The organism is Janibacter sp. Y6, assembly GCF_040900765.1.
GTDB lineage: Bacteria > Actinomycetota > Actinomycetes > Actinomycetales > Dermatophilaceae > Marihabitans > Marihabitans melonis.
Genome location: NZ_JAKLYZ010000006.1, coordinates 52,518 through 65,848, shown reverse-complemented (window position 1 = coordinate 65,848; position 13,331 = coordinate 52,518). Strand labels below are relative to the sequence as shown.

12 protein-coding genes are annotated in these 13,331 nt (G+C 74.4%); 1 reads left to right on the top strand and 11 read right to left on the bottom strand.

What is annotated here, in order from left to right:
• Positions 1-120: 120 nt before the first annotated feature.
• The 11 genes from adhP to L6241_RS13605 form a co-directional block, all read right to left on the bottom strand.
• The gene (gene adhP / locus L6241_RS13655; protein ID WP_368246717.1) at positions 121-1,140 is read right to left on the bottom strand and encodes an alcohol dehydrogenase AdhP; all 1,020 of its coding nucleotides are present in this window, start codon (positions 1,138-1,140) and stop codon (positions 121-123) included.
• A 202-nt stretch (positions 1,141-1,342) separates the two neighbouring features.
• Positions 1,343-2,155 (bottom strand): hypothetical protein, encoded by an 813-nt coding sequence (locus L6241_RS13650; RefSeq protein WP_368246716.1) that lies wholly within the window; start codon positions 2,153-2,155, stop codon positions 1,343-1,345.
• A complete protein-coding gene (pgm, locus tag L6241_RS13645; RefSeq protein ID WP_368246715.1) occupies positions 2,152-3,801 on the bottom strand; it encodes a phosphoglucomutase (alpha-D-glucose-1,6-bisphosphate-dependent) in 1,650 nt (549 codons plus the stop codon). The genes L6241_RS13650 and pgm overlap by 4 nt, the downstream gene beginning before the upstream one ends.
• 118 nt (positions 3,802-3,919) lie before the next feature.
• The gene (locus L6241_RS13640) at positions 3,920-5,410 is read right to left on the bottom strand and encodes a DHA2 family efflux MFS transporter permease subunit (RefSeq protein WP_368246714.1); all 1,491 of its coding nucleotides are present in this window, start codon (positions 5,408-5,410) and stop codon (positions 3,920-3,922) included.
• Between the two features lie 134 nt (positions 5,411-5,544).
• Positions 5,545-6,036, bottom strand: coding sequence for a MarR family winged helix-turn-helix transcriptional regulator (locus tag L6241_RS13635; RefSeq protein WP_236571912.1), 492 nt, complete (start codon positions 6,034-6,036; stop codon positions 5,545-5,547).
• An 87-nt stretch (positions 6,037-6,123) separates the two neighbouring features.
• Complete coding sequence (locus L6241_RS13630) at positions 6,124-7,380, bottom strand: transcriptional regulator (protein ID WP_251720364.1); 1,257 nt, start codon at positions 7,378-7,380, stop codon at positions 6,124-6,126.
• A 69-nt stretch (positions 7,381-7,449) separates the two neighbouring features.
• Positions 7,450-8,325: a biotin-dependent carboxyltransferase family protein gene (locus tag L6241_RS13625; RefSeq protein ID WP_368246713.1), complete on the bottom strand. Its 876-nt coding sequence runs from the start codon at positions 8,323-8,325 to the stop codon at positions 7,450-7,452.
• Entirely contained in the window at positions 8,322-8,933 is a 612-nt protein-coding gene (pxpB, locus tag L6241_RS13620; RefSeq protein WP_368246712.1) for a 5-oxoprolinase subunit PxpB, read from the bottom strand. Before pxpB ends, L6241_RS13625 begins: the two co-directional genes overlap by 4 nt.
• 4 nt (positions 8,934-8,937) lie before the next feature.
• On the bottom strand, positions 8,938-9,726 hold the full coding sequence (locus L6241_RS13615) for a LamB/YcsF family protein (protein WP_368246711.1): 789 nt from the start codon (positions 9,724-9,726) through the stop codon (positions 8,938-8,940).
• Positions 9,723-10,130 (bottom strand): MmcQ/YjbR family DNA-binding protein, encoded by a 408-nt coding sequence (locus tag L6241_RS13610; protein WP_368246710.1) that lies wholly within the window; start codon positions 10,128-10,130, stop codon positions 9,723-9,725. The genes L6241_RS13615 and L6241_RS13610 overlap by 4 nt, the downstream gene beginning before the upstream one ends.
• Positions 10,131-10,162: 32 nt before the next feature.
• Positions 10,163-12,373 carry a DUF4185 domain-containing protein gene (locus tag L6241_RS13605; protein WP_368246709.1) on the bottom strand — a complete coding sequence of 737 codons (2,211 nt, stop codon included), beginning with the start codon at positions 12,371-12,373 and terminating at the stop codon, positions 10,163-10,165.
• Positions 12,374-12,456: 83 nt separating this feature from the next.
• Between L6241_RS13605 and L6241_RS13600 the strand changes: the two genes are divergently transcribed.
• Positions 12,457-13,314 carry a transglutaminase family protein gene (locus L6241_RS13600; protein ID WP_368246708.1) on the top strand — a complete coding sequence of 286 codons (858 nt, stop codon included), beginning with the start codon at positions 12,457-12,459 and terminating at the stop codon, positions 13,312-13,314.
• Positions 13,315-13,331 lie beyond the last annotated feature (17 nt).

The following is a 13,331-nucleotide window of genomic DNA, read 5'->3' as shown; positions in this document are numbered from 1 at the left end:
GACATAACCCGGTCAGTCCTCGGTATCTCGGCCCGCCCGAGGCATCTCGGCCACCCCCCGTAGACGCGCGGACGCCCCCTTCGCCAGGTGACGAAGGGGGCGTCGGGCGCGCTGCGCAGGTCAGTAGCGGATGACCACGCGCCCGTCGATCGCGCCGTCGCGCATCTCGTCGAAGACCGTGTTGATCTCGTCGAGCTCGCGGGCCTGCCACGTGGGCTTGACCAGGCCCCGCGCGTAGAAGTCGATCGCCTCGACCATGTCCTGGCGGGTGCCGACGATGGAGCCACGCACGGTGAGCGCCTTGAGGACGATGTCGAAGATCGGGGCGGGGAAGTCACCCGGCGGCAGGCCGTTGAAGACGATCGTGCCGCCGCGGCGCGTCATGCCGATGGCCTGCCCGAAGGCGGAGGGGTGCACGGCGGTGACGAGCACGCCGTGGGCGCCACCGGTGGCCTCCTGCATCGCCTCAACCGGGTCGGTGGTGCTCGCGTCGACGACGACCTCGGCGCCCAGGCGGGTGGCGAGGTCGAGCTTCGCCTGGGAGACGTCGACGGCGGCGACGCGCAGGCCCATCGCCACGGCGTACTGCACGGCGACGTGACCGAGCCCGCCGATGCCGGAGATGACGACCCACTGGCCGGGGCGGGTGTCGGTGACCTTGAGGCCCTTGTAGACGGTGACGCCGGCGCACAGGATCGGCGCGACCTCGAGCGGGTCGACACCGGCGGGGATCCGCGCGGCGAAGCGCTCGTCGACGAGCATGTACTGCCCGAAGCTGCCGTCGACGGAGTAGCCGCCGTTGGTCTGCTCCTCGCACAGCGTCTCCCAGCCGGTGCGGCAGTGCTCGCACGTGCCGCACGCCGACCACAGCCAGGCGTTGCCGACCATGTCGCCGACGGCGAGCGTGGTCACCCCGTCGCCGAGCTCGACGACCTCGCCCACACCTTCGTGGCCCGGCACGAAGGGGGGCTGCGGCTTGACCGGCCAGTCGCCCTCGGCCGCATGGAGGTCGGTGTGACACACCCCGCTCGCGACGAGCCGGACGAGCGCCTGGCCCGGCCCGGGCCGGGGGATGTCGATCTGCGACACGTCGAGCTTCTCGCCGAACTCACGGACCACTGCTGCCTGCATCGTGCTCATGCTGCGTCTCCTCATCTGGGTGAGGGGACCTGACGGTGCGGCTGGTGGCCGGACGCACCGTCGCGCCCCTGTCGTGCCGCAGACGCTAGGGAGGCGCGGGTAGGTCACAGGTTGGGCGATGTGTCACCGGTCGAGGTGGTCGCGGGGCTTCGCTGGTCGAGGTGCGAGCGCCCGCCAGGGCGCGAGCCTCGAGACCACGTCGTCAGGATTGGACAGGCCGCCCCCGACGATGCCCCACCGGCAGCGAGACGACCTCGAACCTCGTGCTCACGTCAGGAGCGATCGCGCCCTGCCGCGTCGTGGCCTCCAGGCGCGCCCGATCACGTGATGCGTGGGCAGCCACACCGTTCACCTCGCCGGCCGAGGCGCGCAGCACGAGATGCACCCGACCGTCGTCGGTGTCGTCGTCCGAGGAGGCCGGCCGGAGCGCGTGGTGCTCGAGCCTCGCTGTGTCGACGTCGGCCATCGCGTCCTCGGCCTCCCGGTCGGACCCGACGACGGCGAGGACATGTCCTGCCGCTTGCTCGCCCCCGGCTCCGTCCAGCACGAGACGCACGACACCGTCGGGGAGGTCCCGATCAGGTCTGCCCGGCCAGGGCGCGAAGGGCCACCCGGCGCGGCGGTAGCCGATCGGCAGCGAGACGACGCTGAGGTCGCCCGAGGACGTGCCCCGGTCGCGCACGACGCGCTCGGCCGCCCCGCGGGTCGATCGCACGGCGATCCCGATCGGGCCCGCCAGCTCGTCCGGTGCGTCGGGCATCCCCAGCTCTGGAGCACCCAGGAGCACGACGTGCACGACGCCCTCGGTGGGCACGGGGCCGGTGTCGTGCGTCTCCCACGACACCGAGGACGCGGGGTGCCGGGCGACGACGGAGCGCTCGAGGCCTGCTGCCTCGCTCTCATCGGTGACGACAGCGACGAGAGGCTCGACGACGTCCTCGCCGTCGCCGGGCCCGGACCGGGCGAAGACGAGGTAGACCGTCGTGGCCGGCGATGCCTGAGGTGGCTTTCTCACCCGCCGAGCACGTCGTCCACGAGCGCCTTCGCGTCCGCCTGCACCTGCGCGAGGTGCTCGGCCCCGCGGAAGCTCTCGGCGTAGATCTTGTAGACGTCCTCGGTGCCGCTCGGGCGGGCGGCGAACCACGCCGACTCCGTCGTCACCTTGAGCCCGCCGACGGCGGCTCCGTTGCCCGGGGCCTCGGTGAGCTTGGCGGTGATCGGCTCGCCGGCGACGGAGTCAGCGATCACGGCGTCCGGGCTGAGCGAGGACAGCCGCGCCTTCTGCTCGCGGTCGGCGGGTGCGTCGATGCGGGCGTACGCCGGGTCGCCGTGCGCCGCGACGAGGTCGGCGTAGTGCTCTGACGGAGAGCGCCCCGTCTTCGCCTGGATCTCCGAGGCGAGGAGGGCGAGGATGATGCCGTCCTTGTCGGTCGTCCACACCGTGCCGTCGGTGCGCAGGAAGGACGCCCCGGCCGACTCCTCGCCGCCGAAGCCGACCGACCCGTCGAGCAGCCCGGGGACGAACCACTTGAAGCCGACGGGCACCTCCCACAGCTCCTTGCCGAGGTCGGCCGCGACCCGGTCGATCATCGAGCTCGACACGAGCGTCTTGCCGATCCGCTCGCTGCGCCAGCCCGGTCGGGCCCCGCCGTAGAGGTACTGGATCGCCACCGCGAGGTAGTGGTTGGGGTTCATCAGCCCGCCGTCGGGCGTGACGATGCCGTGCCGGTCGGAGTCGGCGTCGTTGCCCGTCGCGATGTCGTACTCGTCCTTGCGCGCGACGAGCGAGGCCATCGCCGACGGCGAGGAGCAGTCCATCCGGATCTTGCCGTCCCAGTCGAGCGTCATGAAGCGCCACGTCGGGTCGACGACCGGGTTGACGACGGTGAGGTCGAGGCGGTGCCGCTCGGCGATGGCCTCCCAGTAGTGCACGGCGGCGCCACCGAGCGGGTCGGCACCGATGCGCACCCCCGCGTCACGGATCGCGTCCATGTCGAGCACCGACGGCAGGTCGTCGACGTAGGTGCCGAGGAAGTCGTAGCGACCCACCTGCGTGATCGCCCGGGCGAAGGGGGTGCGCCCCACCCCGTCGAGACCCCGCCGGAGGTAGTCGTTGGCCGCGGCCGCGATGACCTTCGTCGCGTCCGAGTCGGCCGGCCCGCCGTGCGGAGGGTTGTACTTGAAGCCGCCGTCTCCCGGCGGGTTGTGCGAAGGGGTGACGACGATCCCGTCGGCGAGGCCCGCCCCCTTCGCGCCGAGGTCCTTGCCCCTGTTCGCCCGGAGGATCGCGTGCGAGACGGCCGGGGTGGGTACGACCCCGTCCTGGCTGTCGACGAGCACGGTGACCCCGGCGGCGACGAGGACCTCGATCGCCGTCGTCCAGGCCGGCCCGGAGAGGGCGTGCGTGTCGGCGCCGAGGAAAAGCGGTCCGTCGACCCCCTGCTCGCGGCGGTAGTCGACGATCGCCTGCGTCGTCGCGAGGATGTGCTGCTCGTTGAAGGAGGTCTTCAGCGAGCTGCCGCGGTGCCCCGAGGTGCCGAAGGCGACCTGCTGGTCGACGTCCTCGGGGTCAGGGGTGAGCACGTAGTACGACGACACCAGCTGCGGCACGTCGACGAGGTCGGAGAGCTGCGCCGGCTGCCCGGCCCGATCGGAGGTCATGGCCCGACGCTACCGAAGCTCACCCCGCCGCGGGCCCGCCCCGGTCGAGGTGATCCACGCCGTCAGGTCGGTCGTGGATCACCTCGACCCGAGCTCAGGCGACCGGGGCCGACGCCGCTCAGTGAGCCACCGGCAGGGGCGCGCTCTCGTCGGTCTCGGGCCGGCGCACGAGCAGGCTCGCCGCGACCCCGACGAGGCTGATGCTCGCGCCGACGAGGAAGGCGAGGTGCACGCCCGCGGCCGTCCTGGCCCGCTCGTCGGCACCGCCCGCTGCGGCGGTGTGCTCCGCCGCCGCCATGACGGTGATGAAGAGCGCCGTGCCCACCGCACCCATGACCTGCTGCACCGTGTTGAGCACCGCGCTGCCGTGCGAGTACAGCGCCGGCTCGAGCGAGCCGAGGCTCGCGCTGAAGAGCGGGGTGAAGGTGAAGGACAGCCCGATGTTGAGCAGCACGTGCACGACGACGATCATCGCGATGCTCGTGTCCTCGTGCAGCAGCAGCGACATCAGCCAGAGGGCCACGCTGATGAGCGTCGCGCCGACGGGCAGCAGAGGTCGCGGGCCGAGGGCGTCGTACAGGCGCCCGACGACGGGGGAGAGCAGACCCATCGCGAGACCGCCCGGCAGGAGCAGCAGCCCGGTCTCCAGGGTGCCGAGACCGAGGACGCTCTGCGTGTAGATGGGCAGCAGGACGAGGCTGCCGAAGAGGACGAGGCTGGCCAGCGCGATGAGCACGATCGAGAAGGTGAAGTTCTTCGTCGCGAAGGTGCGCAGGTCGAGCAGGGGGCTGCCCGTGCGCGCTAGGCGCACCTGGCGCAGGACGAAGAGGACGAGCGCGACGACGCCGACGCCGGCCGGGAGCGCGGGGTCGACGGCCTGACCCTCCGACGCGCCCTCGCCGAGGGCCGACAGCCCGTAGACGAGCCCGCCGAAGCCGAGCGCGGACAGGACCACGGACGGGACGTCGAGGTCGACCTCGCGCGGGGTGGTGACGTCGACCATCTTCTTCGCCCCGACGACCAGCGCCACCACCGCGACGGGCAGGACGACGACGAACATGAAGCGCCAGCTGAGCACGCTGAGCACGAGCCCGGAGATCGTCGGGCCGATGGCGGGCGCGACGGCGATGACGACGGAGATCGTGCCCATCGTGCGGCCGCGGGCGTGCGCCGGCACGAGGCTCATCGCGGTCGTCATGAGCAGCGGGATCATGATCGCGGTCCCGCTGGCCTGCACCACCCGGGCGAGCAGCAGCACCCCGAAGCCCGGGGCGAGGGCCGCGAGCAGCGTGCCGGCGGTGAAGAGCGACATCGCGAGCAGGTAGATCGGCCGGGTGTGGAAGCGCTGCAAGAGGTAGCCGGTCACCGGGATGACGACCGCCATCGTCAGCAGGAAGCCGGTGGTGAGCCACTGCGCCGTGGCCGCGGTGATGCCGAGGTCGACCATGAGGGTCGGCAGGGCGACGCTCATGACCGTCTCGTTGAGCACGACGACGAAGGTCGACACCACGAGGATGCCGATGACGAGGCGGTTGCGTGCGGTGTCGTCGGCGTCGAGCCGAGGGGGCGCCGCGGGGTCGTGCGGCGAGATCGCCACGGAGTCGGTCACTGGTGCTCCTCGTGAGGTCTGGCGGGGCCAGGGGTGGGGGCCGGGCGGGCTCGGCTCTGAGCGCCGCGGCGGTGTGCGCGCCGGTCGGGGGCGATCGGCGAAGGGGTGTCGTACGGGGGTGGTGCGGGGCCGGCCTAGCGCCGGCTGATCGCCGCGGCCGCCGAGGAGACCGCGGCCACCGTGGCCGGGTCCTCCAGGCACGTGCGCAGCGCTGCGTCGTGCACCGGGCGGGCGGCGGCGAGCAGGTCCCGCCCGTCGTCGGTGAGCTCGGTGTAGATGCCCCGGCGGTCGGACGCGCAGATGACCCGTCGCAGCAGACCGCGCGACTCGAGCCGCCCGACGAGACGCGTCGCCGCCCCGGTGGTGAGCGCGGCGACGCAGGCGACGTCCTGCATCCGCAGGTGGGCGTCGACCTGCTCCTCGAGGATGTCGAGGACGGTGAACTCGACGAGCGAGAGCCCGACCTGCGCGACTGCCGTCGACAGCGCGTGGTCGACATGGCAGTGCGCCGACCTCATCGCGCGCCAGTCGGCGACGAGGTCACGGCGCGGGTCGGCCCCGGCGGACCAGCGCAGGGCCGCCGCGGCGTCGTCCACGGGGCGCTGGGTGATCTCGGTCGTCGTCACCGGGCGAGCATACATCTGCAGGCGTCGATAGCCGTCGCGTGCAGATATCCGCTCGTGCAGAGACCCCGGGAGGCGGGCAGGACGCATTCACTCGCCGCGTGCGGCGCGCAGCGCGAGCAGCTCGGCGCGAAGGGGGTGCCCCCCGGGCGTCGCGTCGACCCGGTCGAGGGCGAGGTCGACGACCTCGGTGTCGTAGGGCGCGGCCTCGGCGTAGCGCACGACGGCAGCCGGGTCGGGGTCGGCGATGAGGCTCTCGCGCACCGCGACCGCGAGGTACTCCGCCGTCTCGGTGAGGCCGGGGGAGTCGGTGCCGGGCACGAGGTCCCCGCCATACGCCTCGACGGCCGCGCGCACGTCACCCCGGCGCACGGCCTCGCGCACCGTCGCGACGTCGGAGGTGACGGGCAGGTCGAGACGGTAGGGCCGCGAGGCGAGGCGACCGCCCAGCGCCGACCGCAGGTGCGAGACCTCCGCCTTGAGGGTGCCGAGCGAGACGGCCCGGTCGCCGTAGAGCTGGGCGTGCAGCTGCTCGAGCGAGAGGCCGTCGGGGTGCAGGACGAGCAGCGCGAGGATCTCGCCCTGCCGCCGGGTGAGGAGCAGGCGGCTGCCGTCGAGCCAGCCCTCGACCCGGCCGAGCAGACGCAGGTGCAGGCCGTCGAGCGGCGTCTCCTGCCGGTAGGCACCCGGCTCGGTGCCGAGCCGCAGCCGGCTCTCGACGAGCCGGGCGAGGGCCTGCGCCGTCGTGCCGCCGAGCGGGTGCGCGCGGTCCCACGTCGTCGACAGGTCGAGCACGCCGAGCTGCGCGCCGGTCACCGGGTCGTGGACCGGGGCGGCCCAGCACACCCACGAGTGGACGATCGGGGCGTAGTGCTCGGCGGAGAAGACCGTCGTCGTGCGGTCGGTGCGCAGCGCGAGGTTGAGCGCGTTGGTGCCGATGCTCTCCTCGTCCCACCGGCCGCCGGCGACGAAGTTCACCGACTCGGCCCGGCGCCGCATGACCCGCCCGCCGTAGGTCCACAGGATGCGGGTCTGCGGGTCTGTCACCGCGACGACGAGGTCGCCGTCGTCGGCGACCGACCGCAGCTCCGCCTCGAGGTCGGACACGGCTCGTCCGAGCGTCGACTGGGTGAGGTAGGCCGAGGTCTCCGCCTCGTCGGACATCGGCGCGCTGCTCGGCGCGCTGCTCAAGGTGGCCTCGCTGCGACGCCACGAGTCGAGGATCTCCGGGCGCACCGGGGCCGGCTCGTCGGGGCGGTCGTCGTCCGTGCGCTCGACCCAGCCCTCCCACGCGCGCTCGACCGCGCGGCGCTGCCCGTGCAGGCCGTCGCCGGTGGATCGGGTCATGGCTCCCCCTTCGCGTCGTCGCGGGGCACCCAACCTAGCGCCAACTCCGAGCCGGCGGGAGGGCTTCGCTCAGCGGCGGGCGGGCCGCAGACGCACGCCCTGGCCGGGCACGAGCTGCGCGAGCAACGGCAACGAGGCCGGCACGACCACGGCGCACACCGGGTAGCCGCCGGTCGTGGGGTGGTCGGCGAGGAAGACGACCGGCTCACCGGACGGGGGCACCTGCACGGCGCCGGGGACGACCCCTTCGCTCGGCAGCTCCGCGTGCACCGCTCGCTCGACGGCCGGCCCGCTGAGGCGCACCCCGACCCGGTCGCTGCGGCTGCTCACCACGTAGACGGCGCTCGTCAGGGTGCGCCACGCCTCGTCGCTCACCCAGTCGCGCCGCGGGCCGGGGTCGACCTCGAGCGCCGGGTCGCTCGACCACGTGCGCACGGGTGCGACGTCGACCGGCACGACGGGCACCTCGTCCACCCTCCCGAGAGGCACCCTCGTGCCCGCGCCGAGCGGCAGCGGGGCGATGCCCGAGAGCACGTCCTGGCTGGCCGAGCCGAGCACCGGCGCGACCGCCAGCCCGCCCCGGACCGCGAGGTAGGAGCGCAGGCCGTGCGCCGGGGACCCCACGCGCAGCCGCGCGCCCGCCCTCAGGACGAAGGGGGAGCCCACCCCGACCGGGGTGCCGTCGACCTCGACGGGGGCGTCGGCGCCCGTGACGACGCACCACCGAGTCGCCGTGAGCCCCACCTCGAGCCCGCCGAGGGTCGCCTCGACGACCGAGGCCCCCTCGGGGTTGCCGAGCAGGCGGTTGGCCAGGCGCAGCGAGGCCCGGTCGGCGCCACCGGACCGGGGCACGCCGAGACCGGCCAGACCCGGCCGGCCGAGGTCCTGCACCGTGCTCAGCAGGCCGGTGGCGTGCACGACGAGCTCGGCGGGGCGCTCGCTCACGACACCTCCACGAAGCGCACCCGGTCGCCGGCCCGCAGCAGCGCCGGCTCCTCCCGGTCGAGGTCCCACAGGACGAGGTCGGTGGAGCCGATGAGCTGCCAGCCGCCGGGCGAGGACCGCGGGTAGACCGCGGTGAGCCCGCCCGCGAGCGCCACCGCGCCCGGCGGCACGGCCGTGCGGGCCTCGTCCCGTCGGGGCACGTGGAGGCGCTCGTCGACGCCGCGCAGGTAGGCGAAGCCGGGCGCGAAGCCGACGAAGCCGACCGTGCACTCGACGCCGGTGTGGGCCGCGACGACCTCGGCGCGGCTCAGACCGGTGAGCCGCGCGACGTCGTCGAGGTCGGGGCCGTCGTAGCGGGTCGGCACCTCGACGAGCCGGCCGACGACCTCGTCCCCGTCGACGGGGGCGAGGGTGCGCAGCCGCTCCTGGGCGGCCGCCCGGCTCGCCTCGTCGACGAAGGTCACGAGCACCGTCCGGGCTGCAGGGACGGACTCGAGGACGCCCGGCAGCGCGGCGGCGACCACGGCGCGGTGCAGCGCGAGGGTCTGCGCGTCGTCGGGCGCCTCGAGCAGGGTCGCGCGGCGGCCGTAGGGCAGGAGGGTCGTCATCGGCTCAGGCGAAGGGGGCGACGCGCACCCCGGCGTCGACGAGGGCGTCGCGGACCCGGCGCGCGATGTCGACGGCGCCGGGGGTGTCGCCGTGCACGCACACCGAGGCGGCGTCGACGGCGACGCTCGAGCCGTCGACCGCGACGACGCTGCCCTCGAGCACCATCTGCAGCGCCCGCCGGACGACCTCGCCGGTGTCGTGGACGACGGCGCCGGGCTCGTCGCGGGGCACGAGGGTGCCCTCGGCCGTGTACGCGCGGTCGGCGAAGACCTCGTGCACCGGGCGCAGCCCGGCCGCCTCGGCCTGCTCCAGCCAGACCGCCCCGGGCAGCCCGAGGACGACGGTGCCGGGGGCGCCCGCGACGACGGCGGCGACGACGGCGGCCGCCTGCCCCTCGTGGGTGACGACGGCGTTGTAGAGCGCCCCGTGCGGCTTGACGTAGCGCACCTGCGTTCCCTCCGCCCGGGCGACGCCCTGCAGCGCGGACAGCTGGTAGAGGACGCTGTCCTCGAGCTCCGCGGGGTCGATGTCGACGAAACGACGCCCGAAGCCCAGCAGGTCCGGGTAGGAGACCTGGGCGCCGACCGCGACCCCGCGCTCCGCGGCGCGGCGGCACACCCGCCGCATGTGCGTGGGGTCGCCGGCGTGGGCCCCGCACGCGACGTTGGCGCTGCTCACGACCTCGAGCAGGCCGTCGTCGTCGGTGAGCCGCCAGACGCCGAGCCCCTCGCCGAGGTCGGCGTTGAGGTCGACGGTTCGGCCTGCGGGCTGCGCCGCGGTCGGGGTGCTCATCGCCCGAGGTGCTCTCGCACGAGCCGGGCCGGTGCCCGGCTGGCCCAGGCGTCGGTGAGGACCTCCTCGAGCTCGGCGCGGGTCAGCCGGGGCAGGTCGCGCTCGCGGAGCAGGACGGTGCGCGGGCTGCGGTCGACGTGGGGCGTGGTGAAGAAGGGGGAGTCGTCGGCGACGAGCGCCCCCTTGTCCTGCTGCCCGGGCACCGAGATGGCCATGACGTCCTCCATGAGCGCGCCGGTCTCGGGGTCGACGGCATCGCGCTGCTCACCGCGCCAGATGACGAAGCCCTTGTCGCGCACCTTGTACGTCGGCTTGTCCCCCCACGACGTGCCGAGGGTGACCTCGGGCAGCGCGCTCGCGATGTCGTGCACGTCCTGCACGCCGGCCGGCTCGTCCCCGCTCATGCGCTCGACGCTACCGCTGCGGACCGACGCCCTCACCGCGGCAGACGGACCCTCACGAAGTGCGGGCGGTAGCGCAGCGGGTCGGCGAGCACGCGCCCGACGTCGGTGTCGTTCGTGCTGTAGGAGGCCACCACGCTGCCCGACGCCGGGAAGAGGGTCGGGTGGGCGAGCGGCATGTAGCGCAGCTGCCCGGTCGCGCCCTGCGCGACCGGGGCGACCACGGTGCCCGACGACCACGGGCCGGTGGGTGCGTCGGCGGTCCACACGGTGATGTCGCTGCCGAGCAGGTCGTTGCGCTTGCTCAGCGCGTACCAGCGCTCGTCCTGGGTGAAGACGCTCAGCGTCTGCGAGACCCCGTCGCGCGCCGGGATCATCTCGCGAGCGTCGTCCTCGCGCACCGACCACCCCGAGCCGTCCCAGTAGCGCCAGCGCGCCTGGTGGAGGAGGTCGTCGGGCCGGACCCGGGCGACGCGGAGGGAGTACCCCCACGCCTGGTCCGTGCCCGGGTTGGCCGTGCCGAAGACGTACAGCCACCGGTCGTCGCCGCTGCCCACGAGCGTCGTGGCGGCGCCCCACGTCGGGTGCTCGCGGCCGGCGCGGTCCGGCCCGATGTCGCGCTGCTCGAGCAGCTGCGGGGTCCCGCCGAGCGGCACGACGAAGACGGCGACCGACAGACCGAGGTTCTCGAAGTCGAAGGCGTCCGACCCCGTCGTGCGCACCCGCTGGGTCGTCACGTAGAGCAGGTCGTACCCGGTGCGGTGGTCCACGACCGTCGACATCGGCCAGTAGCCGACCGGGCTCTCGCCGGGTCGGGCCCGGTCGGGTACGAGCGCTCCGCCGGCCTCGGGCACGACCGCCCGGATGCAGCGCTTGTCGGTGACGAGCATCGAGTTGCGCACGTACCTCGGCCCCGCCGGACCCTCGCGCAGCGTGTCGCCGAAGAGCCACGCCCGCCGGCCGTCCTGGAGCAGCGCGTCGGCCCCGACGTCCCCACCGCGGAAGTCGTCGGTGCCGCGCAGCCCGGCGATCCGGTTGAGGTCGGCCACCGACGTCACCGGTCCCGAGCGCACGCAGTCCGCGCTCGCGGCGAGCGAGGCGAGGCGGGGTGCGGCGGCGACCTCGGAGCGCGGCACGACGACGGCGAGCGCGAGCATCGCGGCGGTGAGCGGCACGACGACGCCGAGGACGCGCACCCGCCACCCTCGGACCCCGCCGACCTGGCGCAGCCCCTCACCGCCGACCGGCGCCGGCACGTCATGACGTCGCCGGACCACCCGGGCGAGGGTGATGACGAGCAGCGACGCGACGAGCCAGACGAGGACGACCGTCACGGGGACGACCGCGAGCTCGCGGTGCAGGCTCACCGCGGTCGCCGCATCGACCCCGGCCCCGGGCACGCCGAGGGCGGCGAGGTCCGACCACGGCCGGCCGACGAGGGTCGGGTCGACGCGGGCGAGCACCGGGGCGCCGGTGGCGAAGAAGGCGACGACGGCCAGCCCGAGCCCCGCCCACCCGAAGAGCGCCTCGAGGGCGAAGGTGAGGGCCGCGCCCGTCCCGGCGACCGCGGCCGGCACGAGGACCTCGGCCCACGTCCCGCCGCGCAGCGCGAGCTGGCCGATGACCGCGCCGCCGACGACGGAGAGCGCCCCGACGACGAGCGTGCGCCGCAGCCCGTGCCGCAGGTCGCGGGCGACGGGACCGTCACGCAGGCTCGTGCCGACGGCGAGGACGAAGCCGAGGAGCAGGGCGAGCGCCACGGCGAGGCGGGCGGCCCCCTGGCGCTCGTCCGCGTCGGCGGGGCCGACGACGTCGACGGCGACGAGGCGGTCGATGCGCCGCTCGACCTCCTCGACCCGGTCGCGGATCGCGGCGTCGAGGAGGTCGTCGTTGCTCGACGCGAGGAGCAGGCGGTCGGTCGACCCGTCGAGGTCGACGACGAGGGCCGCGCGAGCGGACCCGTCGGCCAGGGCCGCACGGGCGCTCTCCTCGTCGGCCACGGCGTGCAGGTCGAAGGGGTCGCCCGGCAGGTCGTCGTACTGGCGGGCGACGCTCTCGGCGACGACCGGGTCGCCGACGACGACGGCGGGCACGGCGTGGGGGACGAGGTCGTCGGACCCGGCGAGGACGAGCGCGGCCCAGGCCACCTCGGCGACGACGACGAGCGCGAGGAGCGCGGAGACGACGGGCGGCGAGATCTGCCGCCAGCGCGGGCGGTCTGGTGCCGTGCTCGCGATCGTCGTCACCCCCTTCGCCTTCGTCCGGTCCCGCGAAGCCTAGGCGGGACACGGCTTTGACCAGGCCCCCGCTGCTGGGGGAGGCTCGCGCCATGACGCAGACCCCCCTGGCAGCATCGAGCGACCCCACCCCGATGATCGCCAGGGTCGGTGCGAAGTTCGCCTACGCGACGACGTCCGTCGACGCCGCGCTCATGTCCTTCGCCGTCTCCGACGCGCACGTCGTGCTCGACGAGACGATCCTCGTCCACGCGGCCGGCGAGCAGGTCGAGCCGGTCGAGCTGCGCGGCGACCACGGCACGCGCCTGCACCTCGTCGAGGGCGTGGGTACCGGCTGGCTCGAGGTCACCTACGAGGCGACCGTCGACATCACCCGGCCGACCGACGCGCCCACAGGCCTCGGTGTCGAGCTGGACCGCTGGCTGTACACGCGGCCCAGCCGGTACGCCGAGTCCGACCGCCTCGGGGCGGTCGCCGCCCGGAGCTTCACCGGTGTGCGGGGTCGTGACCTCGTCGACGCCGTCGCGGCGTACGTCTACGACAACTTCGCCTACGTCTCCGGCAGCTCCCGGGGCACCGACGGCGCGGTCGACACCCTCCTCGCCGGTCGCGGCGTGTGCCGCGACTTCGCCCACGTCGTCGTCGCCCTGCTGCGCGCCCGGGGCGTGCCCGCCCGCCTGGTCTCGGTCTACGCGCCGGGACTGGAGCCGATGGACTTCCACGCGGTGGCCGAGGCCTGGGTCGAGGGCGCGTGGCACGTCGTCGACGCGACCCGCCTCGCCCCCCGTCAGTCGCTCGTGCGCATCGCGACCGGTCGCGACGCCGCAGACACGGCCTTCCTCACGACGAGCAACGGCACGATGCGCTTCAACCGCCAGGAGGTCACCGCCGCGCTCGTCGAGGGTGACCTGCCCACGGACGACCACACCAAGGGCGTGCGCCTGGCCTGAGCCGCCCGCCGGGAGCG

Bases quoted from the DNA above. Each gene is read 5' to 3' on its own strand.
- L6241_RS13600 (WP_368246708.1), top strand. From the start codon at position 12,457: ATGACGCAGACCCCCCTGGCAGCATCGAGCGACCCCACCCCGATGATC.
- L6241_RS13630 (WP_251720364.1), bottom strand. From the start codon at position 7,380: ATGACCCGATCCACCGGCGACGGCCTGCACGGGCAGCGCCGCGCGGTC.
- pgm (WP_368246715.1), bottom strand. From the start codon at position 3,801: ATGACCTCCGATCGGGCCGGGCAGCCGGCGCAGCTCTCCGACCTCGTC.
- adhP (WP_368246717.1), bottom strand. From the start codon at position 1,140: ATGAGCACGATGCAGGCAGCAGTGGTCCGTGAGTTCGGCGAGAAGCTC.
- L6241_RS13610 (WP_368246710.1), bottom strand. From the start codon at position 10,130: ATGAGCGGGGACGAGCCGGCCGGCGTGCAGGACGTGCACGACATCGCG.
- pxpB (WP_368246712.1), bottom strand. From the start codon at position 8,933: ATGACGACCCTCCTGCCCTACGGCCGCCGCGCGACCCTGCTCGAGGCG.
- L6241_RS13615 (WP_368246711.1), bottom strand. From the start codon at position 9,726: ATGAGCACCCCGACCGCGGCGCAGCCCGCAGGCCGAACCGTCGACCTC.